We start from the raw sequence: 16,762 nt of genomic DNA, 5'->3' as shown, positions 1-16,762 counted from the left end.
GCCGTGCTGCCGCGCGTGACCGGGTCGGGAGGGCCGCGGTGACCGCGCCCCGGGTCAACCCGTTCCCGCTGCCGGGCTGGGAGGCCACCCCGATGCGCCCGCTGCGGCCGTGGCACCGGCAGGCGCACCGCGACTACTACGTGCCCGTGGACGGCACCGAGGCCGCGTTCGAGCACTTCCGCCACACGATGGGCGACCTGGCCGTGATGCTGGAGTACGGCCGGCTCGCGCTGGTCACCGGCGAGTCGGGCTGCGGCAAGACGGCGCTGGTCAACCGGTGCGCGGACTGGGTCGTCGGCGAGCTGGAGCGGCGCGGGATGCGCGGCGTGGTGCTGGACCTGACCGGCTGCCTGCCGACCGACCGGGAGCTGTCCATCGACGAGCGCACCGCCGAGGTGTGCGACCGGATGTTCGACCTGCTGGTGGACCACGGCGCGCTGCGCCAGGACAGCGAGGACCGGCTGGCGTCGGTGCGGGACGTGCCGAGCCGCGTGTTCCCGCGCCTGGGCCGGGCGCTGCGCGACGAGGTCGCGCTGGTGCTGCTGCTGCCGAGCCCGAACGAGCTGGTCGGCGAGGTGATCCGGTACGCGCGGACGCTCAACAGCGCGAAAGTGCTGTTCCTGACCGAATCCGCCTATTTGGGCACGGACGAGGTGGCGGACGTGGTGCGCCAACTGGAAACGTGGGTGCCGCCGATCTCCCTGCACGTCGGCCCGCTCGATCCCGGTGACGCGCAGCGGTTCGCCGAGGACCGGCTGACCCGGCACGCGGGAACGGGCACCTATCCGCGGTTGAGCGACGACGCGATCAAATTGGTGGAGAAGCACTGCCAATCGGTCGCGATGTTGCAGAGGTTCTTGCACGGCACCTACGAACACAAACGTGGCACGGGACTGGGCTACACCGAGACCGACCTGGTGACCGTCGAGGACATCAGGGCGTTCTTGAACCACAAGTCCCGGAATGGACCGGTGAATGGGCCATGAGCGCTCGCAGCGATCTACCGCCCCCGCGGAAGAACCCCTTCTCGCCGATGGCGGTCGCGCGGATCACGGACTTCGACGCCGATCCCGACGCGGTCGACGTGGCGATCACCACCGACGCGACGCGGCAGGCGCTCGCGCACCTCACGTCGTACCTCGACGCGCCGCCCACGCGCGGCGGACGTGACCGCACCGGCACCGTGGTGGCCGTGCTGGGCGACTACGGCACCGGTAAGACGCACCTGGCCGTGCGGCTGGTCCGGCACGCCCGGCAGGTGCTGGCCGACCCGACGCACGCGCTCTACCTCGACGCGACCGCGGAGAGCTTCATCGAGCTGTACCGGCGGTTCATGCAGAAGCTCGGCCGCGAGGGCGTGCGGGCGCAGGTCAGCGAGTACTACGCGGACATCGTCGCGGACTCGTTGCAGAGCAGCGGCCTGACCAGCGACATGCTGGAGTGGCTCGGCAGCAGGCAGCTGGAGCCGCAGGAGGTCGTGGAACGGCTGGGCCTGATGGAGAGCGCGTTGCTGCGCAAGGTCCAGGACACGCTGCGCGAGGTCACCAACAACAAGGACTTCGGCACCGCGCTCACGCTGCTGCTGCGGCCGGGGTTCGAGCACTCGGTGTGGTCGTGGCTGCTCGGCGGCACGCCGGACCAGGTGCTGGTGGAACGCGGCATCACCACGCCGATCGACACCGAGGTGGCCGCGCTGGAGGCCATGGGCGTGTTCGCCCTGCTGTTCGGCGGCAGGCAGCGGCGGTTCGTGCTGGCGGTCGACGAGCTGGACAAGATCTTCTCCGCGGACAGCCGGCCGCAGGCCGGGACCATGGCCGCGTTCCAGACGTTGCTGCAGGTGTTCGCCAAGGCCGGGGCGTGCCTGGTGCTGTGCGGGCTGCCGGACTTCAAGTCCGTGCTGCCGCCCGCCGTGCGGCAGCGCATCCCGTACACGGTGGTGATGTCCGGGCTGAGCCAGCGCGAGGTGCGCGAGTTCGTCGAGCTGGCGCAGCAGCAGGTGTTCGGCACGCGGCAGCTGGCGCCGTTCACCGTCGACACCACGCGGTACCTGCGGGACATCGCGCGGGGCAACGCGCGCAACGTGATCAGGTTGTGCCACCGGGTGTTCCGGATGGCCGACGACCTGTCCCACGCGCCCGGCCACGAGTTCGCCGTCACCGAGGACATGGTGCGGCAGGCGGCGCGTGACCTGTTCGGGTCGTTGAGCTCGGACGACATCGACGGCGTGGTGCGCAGGCTGCTCGACGCGGGCGGACTGGACTACCTGCACCGGCACCTGCTCGGCGTGGCCGAGGAGTCGCTGGCGGACTTCTGGGTCACCTTCCCCGAGCACCCCGGCGGGTGCGCCGTGCTGATCACCCGGTCGCTGCTGGACAACGCGGACGTGGCCGCCGTGCTGCGGCGGGTGTCGGCGGTGCGCGAGGCCGAGCCGGACGCCGAGCTGATCCTGCTGGTCAACGGCGTGGTGGCGGACGGCGTGGCGATCCAGTTGCGCGAGCTGCTGGGCAGGGAGCCGCTGGTGTACGTCGACCGGACGTTCGCCGACGACTTCAAGGCGCTGGTGAGCGCGACGGGACGGCGGCTGGGCGGCGACACGGACCCGATGTCGGCGCTGCGGTGGCGGATGGACCAGCTGGCCAAGCAGCAGTCCAGCATCTACGGGTTCATCGAGCACTTGGCCGAGCACATGGACGGCGTGCGCGCGTCGTCGGACCGGCAGCTCGGCGCGATCCAACGGCAGCTGGCCGCGTTGGCGGGCGGTGCGGCGGGGACGTCGGGTGGCACGCCGGGCCGTGCGGTGGAGCCGTCGGCGAGCAGGCTGCCGGGTGAGGTGGAACGGCTGTTCCGGGACGCGGTGGACGCGTTGGAAGACCTGACGCAGGTCGACGTGATGTTCGAGGAGGCGTTCGACCACGCGCCGACCACCACCCAGGAGGCGGTGCACCGGCGGCTGCGGACACCGGAGTTCACCCAGGCCGCGACACAGGCGGTGTTCATGCAGAAGGCCGTGCAGGCATTCCGGGCGGCGGTCTCGCAGTGGTACTACTCGGCCGAGGACGCCGACGCGGAGGACCGGCTGGAGGAGCTGTGCGGCATCTACGACGGGATCGTGGAGTTCCTGCCGCTGTTCCTGCTGGAACCGCTGTTCAAGCTGCCACCGTGGTCGGCCCGGTCGGGTGCGCTGGTGGCCGAGGTGAGCCAGGGCTCTCGACGGACCCGCGTGCACGACGCTCTGCGCAACCTGAGCCCCCGCGTCCGCCGCGCCGTCTTCCGTTCGTCCCGCCTGACCTGAACGTTCAACTCGGGGTGCGGCAACGTAGGACACGCGCGTTCCGGGCGTTGGACACGCGCGCGTGTCCTACGTTCGGAACAGGCGTGTCCTACGTTCGGAACGGGTGAGTTGAACGGTCAGGGGGTGGGCTTCACCCGGTAGGGCGCGGCGACCTGTGGCGCGGGGGGCGGGTTGAGCGGCACGCGAGGGATGCGCTTCGGGGCGGGCTTGGGCGCGGGACGGGGAGCGGTCGCGCGGTCGTAGGAGCCGTTCGCCAAGGCGTGCAGCAGGTTCACCACGACGACACCCGGCGCGACCACGGCGATCGTCCCCGGGAACGTCGGTTCCAGCAACAACGCCAAGATGATCGCGGTCAGCCCGTTCTGCTGTCCCAGTGCCAGCCGCACCCGGTCGCCGCGCCACCGCTTCGGCACCGTCAACGCGAACGCCACCACGGCCTGCGCCCCGAAAGCCGCCACGCCCAGCACCGCGCCGATCCCGGCCAACACCCAACTGAACTCCGCCGCCAGCACCAACCCGACCGCGGCGATCGCCAGGAACATGCCCGTCTCCGCCAGCCCGTCGACCCACCGGCCCAGGTTCGGCCGGAAGAACAGGCCCAGCAGCGCCAACGCCAGCAGCAGCGAGTACTGCACGGCGACGAACCCGAGGGCCAGCACCGCGACCACCATCAAGGCGCGCACCGCGTACCGGACCGCACGCCCACCGGCCTCGGCCCGCCGCACCCGTCCGCCCACCAGCGTCCACAGCATGAACGCGACCCCGGCCAACGCCAGGTTCAGCACCAGGTTGACCGCGAACGACCCCACGCCGCCGACCGCGCCGCCGTTGAGCGCGAACGCGGTGATGTACACGGTGAGCAGCACGGTGATCGGGTCGTCGAACGACGCCCACGCCGACAGCAGCGCCTTCGCCGAGTCCGACATCCGCGACTTGGCCCGCATCGCGGCGACCGACAGCGGGTCGATCTGCGCGACCGCCACCGCCAGGATCAGGTGGCTCGGATCGCGGAACACGAAGAACATCACGCCGAAGATCAGCGCGACTTTCGCCAACACACCGAGAGTGACCGCGATCACTACTGTGCGGAGTTGCCGGCGGAATTCCGAGATCACGATGCCGCTCGTGCTCGCGTACAAACCGAAACCGAGCAACGCGGTGATGAAGAATCCGTACACCGGTGAGCGATCGACTTCGCGCAGGCCGAACTGCCACGCGACGAGCCAGCCCGCGGCCAGGGCCGAGAGAAGAGCGGCCGAACGGATCACGGGCGTCACCATTCCACGGTAGGCAGCGGTGGATGAGCGTTCAAGGACCGATTGGAGTGAGTTCTTCGGCCAAAGCGGACATTCGATCATCCGCCGCCCGCACCCGCGATTGATCGATCGTCACGCCTACCAGGTATTCGCCGGAACGCAACCGGTAGTAGTAGATCGCGCCCATCTCGACGTCGAACACGAGCCGTGCCATCAGGCCGCCGACGACGGGGCTCACCGCGCGGTTCAGCTTGGTCGTCAACGCGCCCAGCTCCTGCACGAACCCGTGGTAGAACCGGCGCCGCGCGTCCACCGTGACCTGCTTGAAGAACGGCGCCAGCGACGGGTCGCCCAGGCAGTCCACCATCGCCCGCACCTCACCATCGACGACGTGCGCGACCAGGTGCAGGTCCTGCGCCCGCACCGCCGCCAGGCACGCCGTCAGCGGCCCCTCCCCCGCCGTCACGTGCGCGCTCAGGTCGTCCTCCACCGGCAGCGGCACGACGTCCGCCGCGCTGTCCCACCCGCCGGGGTTGAGCGAGCCGAGGCTCAGCTGGGCGCGCAGCCGGGTGGCGAGCGCGGCCACCGCCCGGTCCGCCTCGTCCACCGCGGGGTGACCGAACAGCGGCCCCGCGCCCGCGTGGTCGAGCACCAGGCCGACGACGTGCTCGGTCGGCACGACGGAGTCGCAGAACAGCGCGCCCTCCTCGGTGTGCAGCACGGTCCGGATCAGCCGACCGGTGCGCACCTCCTGCAACGCCCGGTCCAGCGTGGCGACCTGGAACGTCAGGTGCCTGCCCAGCCGCTTGAGCTCCTCCCGCCGGGTGCCGCCGGGCAACGTGTCCGGTGCGAGCGGCGGATCGCCGAGGGCGTCGACGCCGAAGTCGAACACGCCGCTGCTGTAGTGCGCGAGGTAGTGCAGCGCCGGGGTGTCCGCGATCGCCTCGCGGCACGCCCGCCTGGCCAGGTCGAACTCCGGGCCGACGTGCTCGGCCTGCTCCTCGTGCAGCTCCACGCCGGTCCCTCCTGCGCGCTCAGGTGTGCGGGATGTCGACATCGCACTCCCGCCAGTCCTGGTCGGTCGGGTTGCCCTGGTCGGTCAGGTACGCCGCGAGCCGCAGGTTGTGCGCCGCCGCGGCGGTGTGCGGGTGATCGAGCCCCAGGAACTCCAGGCAGTCGGTGTGGGTTTCGGCGATCAGTTCGGCCGCCCGGTCCGCCTCACCGGCCCCGGCGAGCACCCGTGCCTCGTCCACGGCCGCCGCCAGCGTCCACGGGTGCGTGTCACCGAGCCGCGAGCGCAACGTCGCCGTCGCGGCCTCCACCTGGCCCACCGCGCCCGCCGGGTCACCGGCCGCCCGCAGCGCCAGGCCGAGGCCGAGCCGACAAAGCGCCACGAACGGGTGATCGTCGCGGAGCCCGACGTGCTGCTGGAAGCCGTTCAACGCGGTGCGCGCGAGTTCCGCCGCCAGCTCGGGGTCGACGCCGACCCGGCGGTGGTCGGCGGCGAAGCTCAACGCGCAGCCCAGCGTGTACGGGTGGTGCGGGCCGAGGACTTCGCGGTAGTCCCGCAGCGCCTTGCCGGTGCGTTCCTTGGCCTCCTTGGCCCGGCCGACCAGCCGCAACGCGATCGCGCGGTGCCACTGCACGCCGATCTGCACCTGGTTCAGCTCGTGCCGCAACGCCTGCAGCTGCTGCGACGCGTACAGCAGCGAGTCCAGCGCCTCCGGGTAGCGGCCGAGTTCCCGCTGGTACAGCCCGATCTGCGCGAGCGAGGCCCAGGTGCGCGGGTCGCCCGTGCCGAACAGCCGACGCCGCCTGCGGTAGTTGTCCTCCTCCAGCGCGAGCGCGCCCGCCGCGTCACCGGACAGGAACATCGAGGACGCCAGGTTGTTCGCCGCGCGGCGGGTGTCCGGGTGGTCCTCGCCGAGCACCGTGCGCAGGCTCTCCCAGGTGGCCTGGTCCTCGGCCAGCGCCTCGGCGAACAGGCCGAGCCCGCGCAGGTCGCCGCCCCGGCCGCGGGCCGTGATCAGCGGACGGGGGTGGGTGAGGTCGAGGGTGCGCCGCTGCTGGGCCAGCGCCAGGTCGTCCAGCCGCAGCGCCTCGGTCGGCTCGCCCAGCACGCGGTGCACGTTGGCCAGCTCGGCGGCCAGCCGGTTGCGCAGCGGGTCGGCCGGGCCGAACCGCCGGGTCCACGCGTCCAGCAGGGCGCGCCCCGGTCCCAGCGCGGCCCGCCGCACGCCCGCGCCGCCGTCGGTGTAGAGGAACCGCACCTGGTTGACCAGCCAGCGGCGCACCTTCGGGTCGCCGCTGCCCAGCGCGCCGGACGGGATGACGTGCTTCTGCAGCTCGGCGAACCGGGCGTGCCGGGTCGGCGACTTGTCCTCCACCTCGGTCGGCGCCGACGCGGCCAGCGCCGCCAGCACGTCGGCCTGCCGCTGTTCCCGTTCGGCGGGGCTCATCCGGTCGCGCAACGCGCGCTGCACCACGCGGTGCAGCCGCAGCGAGTACTGGTCGCCCCAGTCGACGCGGAACAGCCCGTACCGCGCGCCGTACCAGAGCACCCGGTCGATCTCGGCGGCGTCCAGCTCCAGCGGCTCGGCGTCCACGCCGCCCGCGGCGACCACCCGGCCCAGGAACGCGGGCGAGCGCACCAGCCCGAGGTCGGCGCCTTCCGCCGAGAGGAACGAGCACAGCTGGGCGACCAGCACCGCCAGCCGACCGGTGGCGTTGTCCCGCAACGCGTCCACCGCGACGTCGACGACCCGCGCAACACCGTCCACTTCGGACTCGGCGAGGCGTTCGAACAGCGTGCGGGTGGCCCAGGTCGCGGCGTCGGCGTCCCGGGAACCCGCGCCGACCTCGGCCCGCGCCGTCTCACCGAGCCAGCACGACACCAGGTCGAGTGCCAGCGGCAGGTGGTCGACGGCGTCCGCGACCCGGCTCGCGTCGACCCCGGTCAGCCCCGGCACGCGGTCCAGCAGCAGCCGCACGCTGTCGTCGGCGCGCATCGGCACCAGCTCGACGGCCTGCCCGTCCGCGGGCGCCGAGGTGATCAGCACGTGCCCGGTGGCGCCCGACGGCAGCAGGTCGGCGATCACGTCCGGGTCGTCGGCGTTGTCGTAGACCAGCAGGAACCGCGCGTACGCCGGGTCGTTGGCGAGCCGGTCCAGCGCGGACAGCGTGCCGTAGTCGGTCGAGCCTGGCTGGCGCAGCCGCACCGCCAGCTCCGCCAGACCGGTCAGCACCGACTGCCGGTCGTGCGCGGACAACCACCACACCGCCGCGTAGTCCGACGAGAACCGGTAGGCGTACTCCAGCGCCAACTCGCTCTTGCCGACGCCCGGCACACCGTTGACCGTGACCACCACGCGCCCGTCGCCCGCCGCCGTGAACTGGTCGCGCAACGCCTCCAGGTCCTCGTCACGGCCCACGAAGCCGCGGTGGCGCGGCGGCAGGTCGAACACCGCCGGGTCGCTGCCCGGCACCCGCATGCCCGGCTCGTGCACCGTGCCGGGCCGGTCGATCAGGCCGAAGTGGCTGAGCAGCCGGGCGCTCAACGTCTCCGGGGTGTGGTCGTGCACGGCCAACCCGCCGTCGTCGGCGGCGTCCTCCGATAACCGCAGCCGCAACACGGTCAGCGGCAGGGCGGGCAGCTCCACCGGTCCCGAGTGCGGCGACGACAGGATCACCACGCCCGGTGGCACGTCGGCGGTGAACCACTCGCCCGCGTCGGACAGGCGGCGCACCTGCGCGCCCGCGCGTTCCAACTGGCCACGCACCCAGTCCGCCCAGGCCCGGTCGCGCGGCGCGTGCACGAGCACCACGCGGTCCGGCTCGGTGGTCGACGTCAGCCCGAACACCCGCCGGTAGCGGGCCCGCAGCACCGGCGACACCGGCACCACCTCGGTGACCGCGCCGCCGCTGACCGCCGCGGCGAGCCTGCCGTACTGGGCTTCCAGCGCGCCGCCGCTGGTCGGCTCCTCCACCAGGATCGCCAGCAGCGGGTCGAACGCGTCGAACGGGCGGTACGGGATCTCGATCGTGCCGCCGTCGGGCACCCGCTTCACCTGGCCCGCCAGCAGTTCGGCGAACGCGGCGTGGATCGCCGACCGGATGCGCTGCGCCCGCGACAGCTCGTCGGCGTCGTCGAACAGCGTCGCCACCGGCACCACGTCGATCCGGATCGGCGCCCGCTTGCGCAGCCGCGCGGCCAGGTCCGCCGCGTCCGCGATCGCCCGCGGCCGGGGGCGGAAGCACACCACGGCCAGCTCGCACAGCGTCGCGATCAGCGTCAACGTCTCTTCGCCCGCACCGGTCGGCGCGTCGATCAGCACCTGGTCGTAGTCGGACTCGGCCAGCCGCGCGCGCAGCTCGGCGATCACGCCCGCGTCACCGTGCCGCGTCTCGGGCCTCGGCCGGCCCGCCGCGTCGACCGGCATCGGCGACACCACGTCGATGTGGCCGGGCGCCGTGACGTCGCCCGCCGGCGGCGCGAACCGCTCGACGACGGGCGCCGGGTCGTCCTCGCCCACCGGATCGGCCCGGTAGGCGGCCGACAGCCCGCGGCCCAACGCGTCCGGCAGGCCGAGGCGGGCCACCAGGAACGGCTCCAGGTACTCGCGCACCCGCGGCACCTCCGAACCCCAGTCCACGACCAGGACCCGCTGCCCGGCGGCGGCCAGCGTCCACGCCAGGTTGGCCACCGCGCTGGTGCGGCCGGTTCCGCCGGTCGCCGACAGGAAGGCGGTGACGCCGAGGTGGGCCGCCGCCGTTCTCACAGAGAACTCTCAAAAGCCGCGAAACGGTCGGGCAGTTCGGCGTTCTCCGCGAGGATCCGGTGCAGCGCGGCGCGCAGCGCGGTGTCCGGCAGATCGGCCAACCGGTCCAGGTCGATGCCCGTGACGTCCAGGAGTTCGGACTCCAGGACTGGTTCGGCTGCCATGTCCGACATACCCCCTCACCGCAATGCTGCGGTTTTCACCGCAGTCGCCTGATTGCCGGCAACGCCGGCGGCGCACTCGCCATCGTAGTGAACGACAACGGTCACCGTGGTGAATCCTCCGATTGGCGGAGGCAGCGGGCGGCGCACTGTGTTTGATTGCAGGAGGGGTCTCGATTGCGCGTGGTGTGGCCGGAATATCCGGGGGGTGGGGAAAGCGTTGCCGTTCCGCCAGTTCGTGCTCAAGGTGCACAGCAGGTGCAACCTCGCGTGCGACTACTGCTACGTCTACGAACTGGCCGACCAGCGGTGGCGTTCCCGGCCGCGGGCGATGTCGCCGGAGATCGTCGCGCACACCGCCGAACGGGTGGCCGAACACGTGCGCGGGCACGGGTTGTCCGACGTGGAAGTGGTGCTGCACGGCGGTGAGCCGCTGCTGGCCGGACGTGCCGCGATCGAGTCGCTGATCACGCGGTTCCGCTCGGTGGTGCCCGCGCGGGTGCGGTTCACCGTGCAGACGAACGGGACTTTGCTCGACCGTGAATTCCTGGAGCTGTTCTCCGCGCACGGTGTTCGGGTCGGCGTGAGCGTGGACGGCACACCGGAGGCGCACGACCGGCACCGCGTGCGGCCGGACGGCACCGGTAGTTGGGCGGCGGTGCGCGCGGCGTTGACGTCGTTGCGCGCGTTCCCGGAGGTGTACGGCGGCCTGCTGTGCGTGGTGGACGTGGACGCGGACCCGTCGCGGGTCTACGGGTCGTTGTTGGAATTCGCGCCGCCCGCGGTGGATTTCCTGCTGCCGCACGGCAACTGGTCGGCGCCGCCACCGGGACGGGTCGCCGATCCGGCGGTCACGCCGTACGCGGACTGGCTGATCGCCGTGTTCGACGTCTGGTACGACCGGCCGGTGACCCGCGTGCGGCTGTTCGAGGAGTTGCTGTCGGTGTTGCTGGGCGGGCGTTCCGGGGTGGAGGGGATCGGGTTGACCCCGTCGGCCCAGGTGGTGGTGGAGGCCGACGGCACGATCGAGGTGTCGGACATCCTGGCGTCGTCCTCGCCGGAGGCTTCGGCGACCGGGCTGCACGTGGCGCGCGACCCGTTCGACGCGGCGTGGGACCTGCCGGACGTGCGCGCCGGGCGTTCGGGTTCGGCGGGGTTGTCCGCGCGGTGCCGCCGGTGCCCGGTGGTGTCGGCGTGCGGCGGCGGGCTGCGGGCGCACCGGTTCCTGGCGGGCGCCGGGTTCGACCGGCCATCGGTGTACTGCCCGGACCTGCTCCGGCTGATCGGGCACGTGCGGTCGCGGGTGGCGGCGGACCTGGCGGCGTTGGCGTGACCGTCGGGCCGTTCCGGGTGTCGGACTCGGACTTCACCGCTCTCGCGCGCGGCGGTGGCGGTGCGTCGGCGGTGCGCACGCTGCGGCTGGCGCGGCGCAGCCGGACGTTGCTGCTGATCAGGTCCATCGCGGCGGAACCGGCGGCGCGGGAGGCGTTCGCGCTGCTGTGCGAGGTGGCGCGGGTGGCGCCGGACGCGGTGGACCGGGTGCTGGACCACCCCTCGGTCGGCGCGTGGGCGACGCGCACGGCATTGGCGCTGCGGCGGGGAGATGCCGAGGCCCGTCCGGCGGAGTTGGCGTTCACGGCGGCCGCGGCGGCGGTGCGGGCGGGTGTGCCGGTGGACTTGGAGTTCCCGCCGGTGGACGTGTTCTCGCTGCCGTCGTTGGGCGTGGTGGAGGGGCCGGGGTTGGCTTATCGGCCGTTGCCGGAGATCGACGTGGGCGGGTTGTCGTTGCAGGTGGACCCGTGGGCCGGTGGCGGTGTGCCGGACGAACTGCCGGTGGCCGATTCGGTCGACCTGCCGTGGTGGCGTGCCGCGGTCGGCTCGGCGTGGGACCTGCTGTCGGGCGACCACCCGGCGTCGGCCGCGGAGGTCGCCGAGGTCGTGTCGGTGCTGACGCCGATGCCGTCGTCGCCGTCGGGGACGAGCAGCGCGACGCTGGCCGACGCGTTCGGGTGCGTGTTCCTGTCGCCGATGCCGGACGCGGAGACGTTGGCCGTGACGCTCGTGCACGAGGCGCAGCACAGCAAGCTGGTCGCGTTGATGGACCTGTTCGCGCTGGTCAAGCCGGGGCGGGAGGCGTTGTTCTACGCGCCGTGGCGGGAAGATCCGCGGCCGGCGGCGGGCCTGCTGCACGGCACGTACGCGCACTTGGGCGTGGCCGGGTTCTGGCGTTCGCGCACCGGGCCCGCGGCGCAGGTCGAGTACGCGCGCTGGCGTTCGGCGGCCCTGATCACCGCCGAGACGCTGCTGGCGGGCGACGAGCTGACGCCGACCGGCACCCGTTTCGTCGCCGAACTGGCCGGCGTGCTGCGTGCGTGGTGCGCCGAACCGCTCCCGCCGGCCGCGCTGGCGGTCGCCGAAGCCGAGTCGTCCGCCCACCAGGCCCGCTGGCGAGCCGCCCACGGCCCCCTTCCCGAACGGGGCACTCGGGGGTCCTGAACGTTCGAGTCGCGGGACCTGAACGTTCGACACGCGGGACCTGAACGTTCGACACGCGGGACCGGAAGGTTCGACACACGGGTCCTGAAGGTTCGACACGCGCGGGGCAGGCGCGGTCCGCGGGGTTGGCCGGTCCGGCCGCGATACTGCCGGCCATGCTCACCGCCGACGGCCACCTGGTGCACTCCCCCGCGGACCTGGTGGACCTGTTGGAGTGCGACCACCGGAGCAAGCTCTCCTTGGCGCTGGCCGTCGGCCTGCCCGACGCACCGGTGCCGGACGTCACCACGAACACCCTGGCCACCCGGCACGGCCACGCGCACGAGCAGGCCGTGCTGGCCCGGTTCCGCGCCGAGCACGACGTCGTCGAGATCCCCCAACCAGCGCCGACCCACGAAGCGCTCACGCAGGCCGCCGCGCAGACGGCACGGGCCATCGAGGACCGCGCGCCGGTGATCTACCAGGCCGTCTTCTACGCCGACGGCTTCCACGGCCGCGCCGACTTCCTCGTCGCCACCGACCGCGGCTACGAGCCGCACGACGCCAAGCTCGCCCGGCACGCGACCCCGGCCGCCGTCGTCCAGCTCACCGCCTACGCCAACGCGCTGGGCCACCACGCGGGCCCCGCCATGCACCTCCTGCTCGGCGACGGCACCACCAAGACGTTCCAGGTCGCCGACTTCCTCCCGCTGGTCCGCGACCTGCGGACCCGCCTCGAAGCCCGCCTCGCCGCACCCGCCACCCTGCCCGCGCGGCTGTGGGACGACGAACGCCCGGCGTGCGCCACCTGCCGGTTCGGCAAGCACTGCGCCACCGGCCGGGAAGCCGACCGCGACCTGTCCCTGGTCGCCGGCATCCGCACCGACCAGCGCCGCAAGCTCGTCGCCGCCGGTCTCGGCACGATCGACGCCCTGGCCAACGCCACCCGCGCCGACCGTCCCGCGACGATGTCCGCGGCCACGTTCACCGGCCTGCGCGCCCAGGCCGCGCTCCAGGTCATCCAGGACGACTCGCGCACCGACGACGACCCGATCGGCAAGGTCGCCTACGAGGTCGTCGCGCCGGAAGCCCTGGCCGCGCTGCCCGTGCCCAGTCCGGGCGACCTGTTCTTCGACATGGAGGGTGACCCGTTCGCGCTGGGCGGCGAGGGTTTGGAGTACCTGTTCGGCGTGGTCGACGCGGACGAGCGCTTCACGCCGTTCTGGGCGCACACCCGCCCGCAGGAGAAGGCGGCGTTCGAGCGGTTCGTCGACCACGCCACGAAGGCGCTGGAAGATCACCCGGAAGCGCACATCTACCACTACGCGCCGTACGAGGTGAACGCGCTCAAGAAGCTCGCCGCCCTGCACGGCACGCGCGAGGACGCCGTCGACCACCTGCTGCGCTCCGGCGCGCTGGTCGACCTGTACGCCGTGGTGCGCAAGGCCCTGCGCGTGTCCCAGCGGTCGTACTCGATCAAGTACCTGGAACCGCTGTACATGCCGGACGCCCGTGCGGGCGAGGTCACCACGGCCGTGTCCAGCATCGAGGCCTACGAGGAGTTCCTGGCGCTGCGGGACGTCGACCCGGCGCGCGCCGAGGACGTGCTCACCGGCATCGCCGACTACAACACCTACGACTGCGTCTCCACGCTGCGGCTCTACCGGTTCCTGCTGGAGGTGCGCGCGGAGGCGGGCATCGAACCGCACGTGCCGGAGCCGTCGTTCACCGCGGAGATCGAGGACGAGATCGCCGCCCAACGCCGGGCCGAACGCGCCGAACGCCTCGCCGCCGTGGTCGACCCGCTGCTGGAGGGCCTGCCGGACAACCCGGCGGAGGCGACCGATGACGAACGGGCGCGGGCGCTGCTGGCCGCCGCCGTCGGCTACCACCGGCGGGAGACGAACCCGGCCTGGTGGGACTTCTTCCGGCAGGTGGCGGCGCCGTTGAGCGAACTGGAGTCCGACAGCGCGTGCGCGGTGCCGGTGTCCGTGCGGGCGCAGGACTGGGCGATGCCGTCCGGTCGGGTCCGCAAGGCCAAGCGGGAGCTGCGGGTGTGGTGCGACCCCGACCGGCCGCACCCGTTCGCGGCGGGCGACCAGGTGCGGCTGCTCTACCCCGGCACGCCCGCGAACGTGACCCGTGACGCGGTCGTGGTCAAGGAGTCCGCCGAGGACATGGTGGTGCTGGAGAGCGTCGCACCCGACGAGGTGCACGGTGAGCACCCCATCGCGGTGCTGCCCGGCAGCCCGGTCCGGCCGACGCCGAAGGACGAAGCCGTCTACGACCTGGCCCGCGCGGTGGTGGACGGGTTGCCCGAGCTACCGCCGCACCCCGGCATCGACCTGATCCGCCGCACGCCGCCGCGGCTGAAGACCGGCGCGCTGCCGCGTGGCGACGACCTGATCGCCGACGTGATCGCGGCGGTGGACGCGCTGGACGGGTCTGCGCTGGCCGTGCAGGGGCCGCCCGGCGCGGGTAAGACGTACCTGGCGGGACGGTTGATCGCGCACCTGATCCGCGGTGGTCGCAGCGTCGGCGTGACGTCGACCAGCCACAAGGCCGTGGAGAACGTGCTCAGCGCGGCCTTGGCGGCGGGCCGTGAGCTGGGCGTGCCGATCCCGACGGCCAAGCGGGCGAAGGGCGCGCCCGCCAAGGATTGCGCGTGGGAGCAGCCGCGCGACAACCCGGCGCTGGTGCGGTGGCGCAACGACCAGGGCGGTGGGCACCTGGTCGGCGGCACGGCGTGGACGTTCGCCAACACGGCGCTGCGCGAGCAGCCGTTCGACGTGCTGATCGTGGACGAGGCCGGGCAGTTCGCGCTGGCCGACGCGCTGGCCGTGTCGACGTGCGCGCGCAACCTGGTGCTGCTGGGCGACCCGCAGCAGTTGCCGCAGGTCGTGCAGGGGACGCACCCGGCCGGTGCGGAGGCGTCGGCGTTGGGGCACCTGATCGGTGACGCGGACGTGATCGGGCCTGAGTTGGGCTACTTCCTGGACCAGACGCGGCGGATGCACCCGGCGGTGTGCGCGCCGGTGTCGAACCTGTCGTACGCGGGGCTGCTGCACGCGCACCCCAGTGCCGCCGCCCGAGGGATCGACGGCGTGCCGTCCGGTGTGTACGTCCACTCGGTGCCGCACTCGCACAACACCACGTCGTCCATGGAGGAGGCGACAGCGGTGGTGGGCGTGGTGCGGTCGCTGATGGGTCGCATGTGGACGGACGGGCCGGACGCGCGGGCGTTGGACGACTCGGACATCCTGGTGGTGGCGCCGTACAACCTGCAGGTGCGCCTGGTGCGGCGGGAGTTGGAGAAGCACGGGTTCGAGGAGGTGCGGGTCGGCACGGTGGACCGGTTCCAGGGCCAGGAGGCGCCCGTGGTGATCACCACCATGACGTCGTCGGCCGCCGTCGACCTGCCGCGCGGGCTGGACTTCCTGTTGTCGCGCAACCGGTTGAACGTGGCGTTGTCGCGGGCGCAGGCCGTCGCGGTCGTGGTGTGCTCGCCGCGGTTGGTGGAGGCCGACATCCGTGACGTGGACCAGTTGCGGCTGGTCTCCGGGATGATCGGGTTGATGGCGGACGCCGAACGGTGGGACCACGCCGGGCGGTAGGACATCGACGGCGTGTATGCCCAAACCCCATGCCGTTGCTTCGGACCCCCACGCCTCGGCCGACACACCGTGAAAGATCAAAAGCGTCCTCGCCGGACGGGCAGATCAGCAGGATGACATCCCCCGGTTCCGTGTCGCTCTTGTCCCGTTGGGAACGCCCGTTGGGTTGGTGGTCCCGGGGTGCGTGTCATCCCACCGACCTCCCTCCGGGCTACCACACGCGTCAAGGGGGCCCCGAAGTTGGAGTATCAGGCAACGCTCGCACGAGGCCCCCTTGACACGTGCGGTAGGGCAAAGCCAGGTCGGCGGGATGACACGAACCCCTCCCCTGTGAAAGCGAGAGCATCCCGGCCGCACACGCCCCGGCGCCGTTCGACCCCGCGCTCGTCGGCGACCCGGATGTCTGACGCGTTAGGTCACAATCTCACGGTAAGTAGTTATCGAACCCCAGATCGTGTTGTGACCTACCCCCCGATAGGGTGGCGCGGTTCTCCTCAGACCTTCCCTCAGGAGCCCTCACATGCAGTTCGCCAGAGTCGGCGCCCTGGTTGGCGCAGTCACCGCCGCCGTCGCCGCCACCGTCTTCACCGCTGGTCCCGCCTTCGCGCACACCCCGAACCTCACCGCCAAGTGCGAGGACGGCACCACGACCCTCAGCGTGAAGCTCACGGCGTACGCCGAGAGCAGCCAGGGGAAGACCAACCACATCACGGTCTCCCTGGACGGCAAGGAGCTGGAGAACAAGGACTTCGGCCGCAGCTTCGAGGGTTCCTACTCGGCCAGTGGTGACGCCAAGCGCGTGTTCGTCGTCAAGGTGACCGCGCACGACGGCGACCAGTACTCCTTCGAGAAGACGAAGACCGTCGAGGCGTGCGTCGTGCCGACGACCACCACGACGACCACCACGACGACCGCCGAGACCACCTCGATCCCGACCTCGGCGCCGAGCACCACCACTCTGCCGCCGGACACGACCGAGCCGCCGGCGCAGTCCTCGGTGCCCGCCACCACGACCACGACCACGACCCCGGCGGTCGTGGCGGTCGGTGACACGGGTGACGGGCTGGCCAACACGGGTGCGAGCATCGCGATCCCGCTGGTGATCGGTGCCGTGCTGCTGGGCGGCGGTGCGGCGCTGCTGATCGTGTTGCGCCGGCGCGCGGCCAACGACTAGTTGGTACCGGTG

10 protein-coding genes are annotated in these 16,762 nt (G+C 72.3%); 6 read left to right on the top strand and 4 right to left on the bottom strand.

The features are described 5' to 3' along the window. Positions 1-38: 38 nt before the first annotated feature. Positions 39-986 carry an ATP-binding protein gene (locus A6A25_RS23630; protein WP_073893355.1) on the top strand — a complete coding sequence of 316 codons (948 nt, stop codon included), beginning with the start codon at positions 39-41 and terminating at the stop codon, positions 984-986. Continuing rightward, positions 983-3,292: a hypothetical protein gene (locus tag A6A25_RS23625; protein WP_073893354.1), complete on the top strand. Its 2,310-nt coding sequence runs from the start codon at positions 983-985 to the stop codon at positions 3,290-3,292. Before A6A25_RS23630 ends, A6A25_RS23625 begins: the two co-directional genes overlap by 4 nt. Positions 3,293-3,408: 116 nt before the next feature. On the opposite strand, the gene A6A25_RS23620 is transcribed toward A6A25_RS23625, so the two are convergent. The 4 genes from A6A25_RS23620 to fxsA are packed head-to-tail and all read right to left on the bottom strand — an operon-like array spanning position 3,409 to position 9,490. After that, positions 3,409-4,569 (bottom strand): hypothetical protein, encoded by a 1,161-nt coding sequence (locus A6A25_RS23620; RefSeq protein WP_143193352.1) that lies wholly within the window; start codon positions 4,567-4,569, stop codon positions 3,409-3,411. 31 nt (positions 4,570-4,600) lie between these two features. Beyond that, the gene (locus A6A25_RS23615; RefSeq protein ID WP_073893350.1) at positions 4,601-5,563 is read right to left on the bottom strand and encodes a hypothetical protein; all 963 of its coding nucleotides are present in this window, start codon (positions 5,561-5,563) and stop codon (positions 4,601-4,603) included. Positions 5,564-5,582: 19 nt separating this feature from the next. Continuing rightward, positions 5,583-9,326, bottom strand: coding sequence for an FxSxx-COOH system tetratricopeptide repeat protein (gene fxsT / locus A6A25_RS23610; RefSeq protein ID WP_073893348.1), 3,744 nt, complete (start codon positions 9,324-9,326; stop codon positions 5,583-5,585). Beyond that, a complete protein-coding gene (gene fxsA / locus A6A25_RS23605) occupies positions 9,323-9,490 on the bottom strand; it encodes an FxSxx-COOH cyclophane-containing RiPP peptide (RefSeq protein WP_158073799.1) in 168 nt (55 codons plus the stop codon). Before fxsA ends, fxsT begins: the two co-directional genes overlap by 4 nt. Positions 9,491-9,695: 205 nt before the next feature. Between fxsA and A6A25_RS23600 the strand changes: the two genes are divergently transcribed. The 4 genes from A6A25_RS23600 (at position 9,696) to A6A25_RS23585 (ending at position 16,750) form a co-directional block, all read left to right on the top strand. After that, positions 9,696-10,820: an FxsB family cyclophane-forming radical SAM/SPASM peptide maturase gene (locus tag A6A25_RS23600; protein ID WP_083668600.1), complete on the top strand. Its 1,125-nt coding sequence runs from the start codon at positions 9,696-9,698 to the stop codon at positions 10,818-10,820. Next, entirely contained in the window at positions 10,817-11,983 is a 1,167-nt protein-coding gene (locus A6A25_RS46420; RefSeq protein ID WP_073893344.1) for an aKG-HExxH-type peptide beta-hydroxylase, read from the top strand. Before A6A25_RS23600 ends, A6A25_RS46420 begins: the two co-directional genes overlap by 4 nt. 179 nt (positions 11,984-12,162) lie before the next feature. Beyond that, on the top strand, positions 12,163-15,576 hold the full coding sequence (locus tag A6A25_RS23590; RefSeq protein WP_073893541.1) for a TM0106 family RecB-like putative nuclease: 3,414 nt from the start codon (positions 12,163-12,165) through the stop codon (positions 15,574-15,576). A 520-nt stretch (positions 15,577-16,096) separates the two neighbouring features. Then, entirely contained in the window at positions 16,097-16,750 is a 654-nt protein-coding gene (locus tag A6A25_RS23585) for a hypothetical protein (protein ID WP_073893343.1), read from the top strand. Positions 16,751-16,762 lie beyond the last annotated feature (12 nt).

The organism is Saccharothrix sp. CB00851 (genome assembly GCF_001905065.1).
Taxonomy (GTDB): domain Bacteria; phylum Actinomycetota; class Actinomycetes; order Mycobacteriales; family Pseudonocardiaceae; genus Actinosynnema.
This window is presented reverse-complemented; position numbering and strand designations above follow the sequence as displayed.

Bases quoted from the DNA above. Each gene is read 5' to 3' on its own strand.
- fxsA (WP_158073799.1), bottom strand. From the start codon at position 9,490: ATGGCAGCCGAACCAGTCCTGGAGTCCGAACTCCTGGACGTCACGGGC.
- A6A25_RS23585 (WP_073893343.1), top strand. From the start codon at position 16,097: ATGCAGTTCGCCAGAGTCGGCGCCCTGGTTGGCGCAGTCACCGCCGCC.
- A6A25_RS23625 (WP_073893354.1), top strand. From the start codon at position 983: ATGAGCGCTCGCAGCGATCTACCGCCCCCGCGGAAGAACCCCTTCTCG.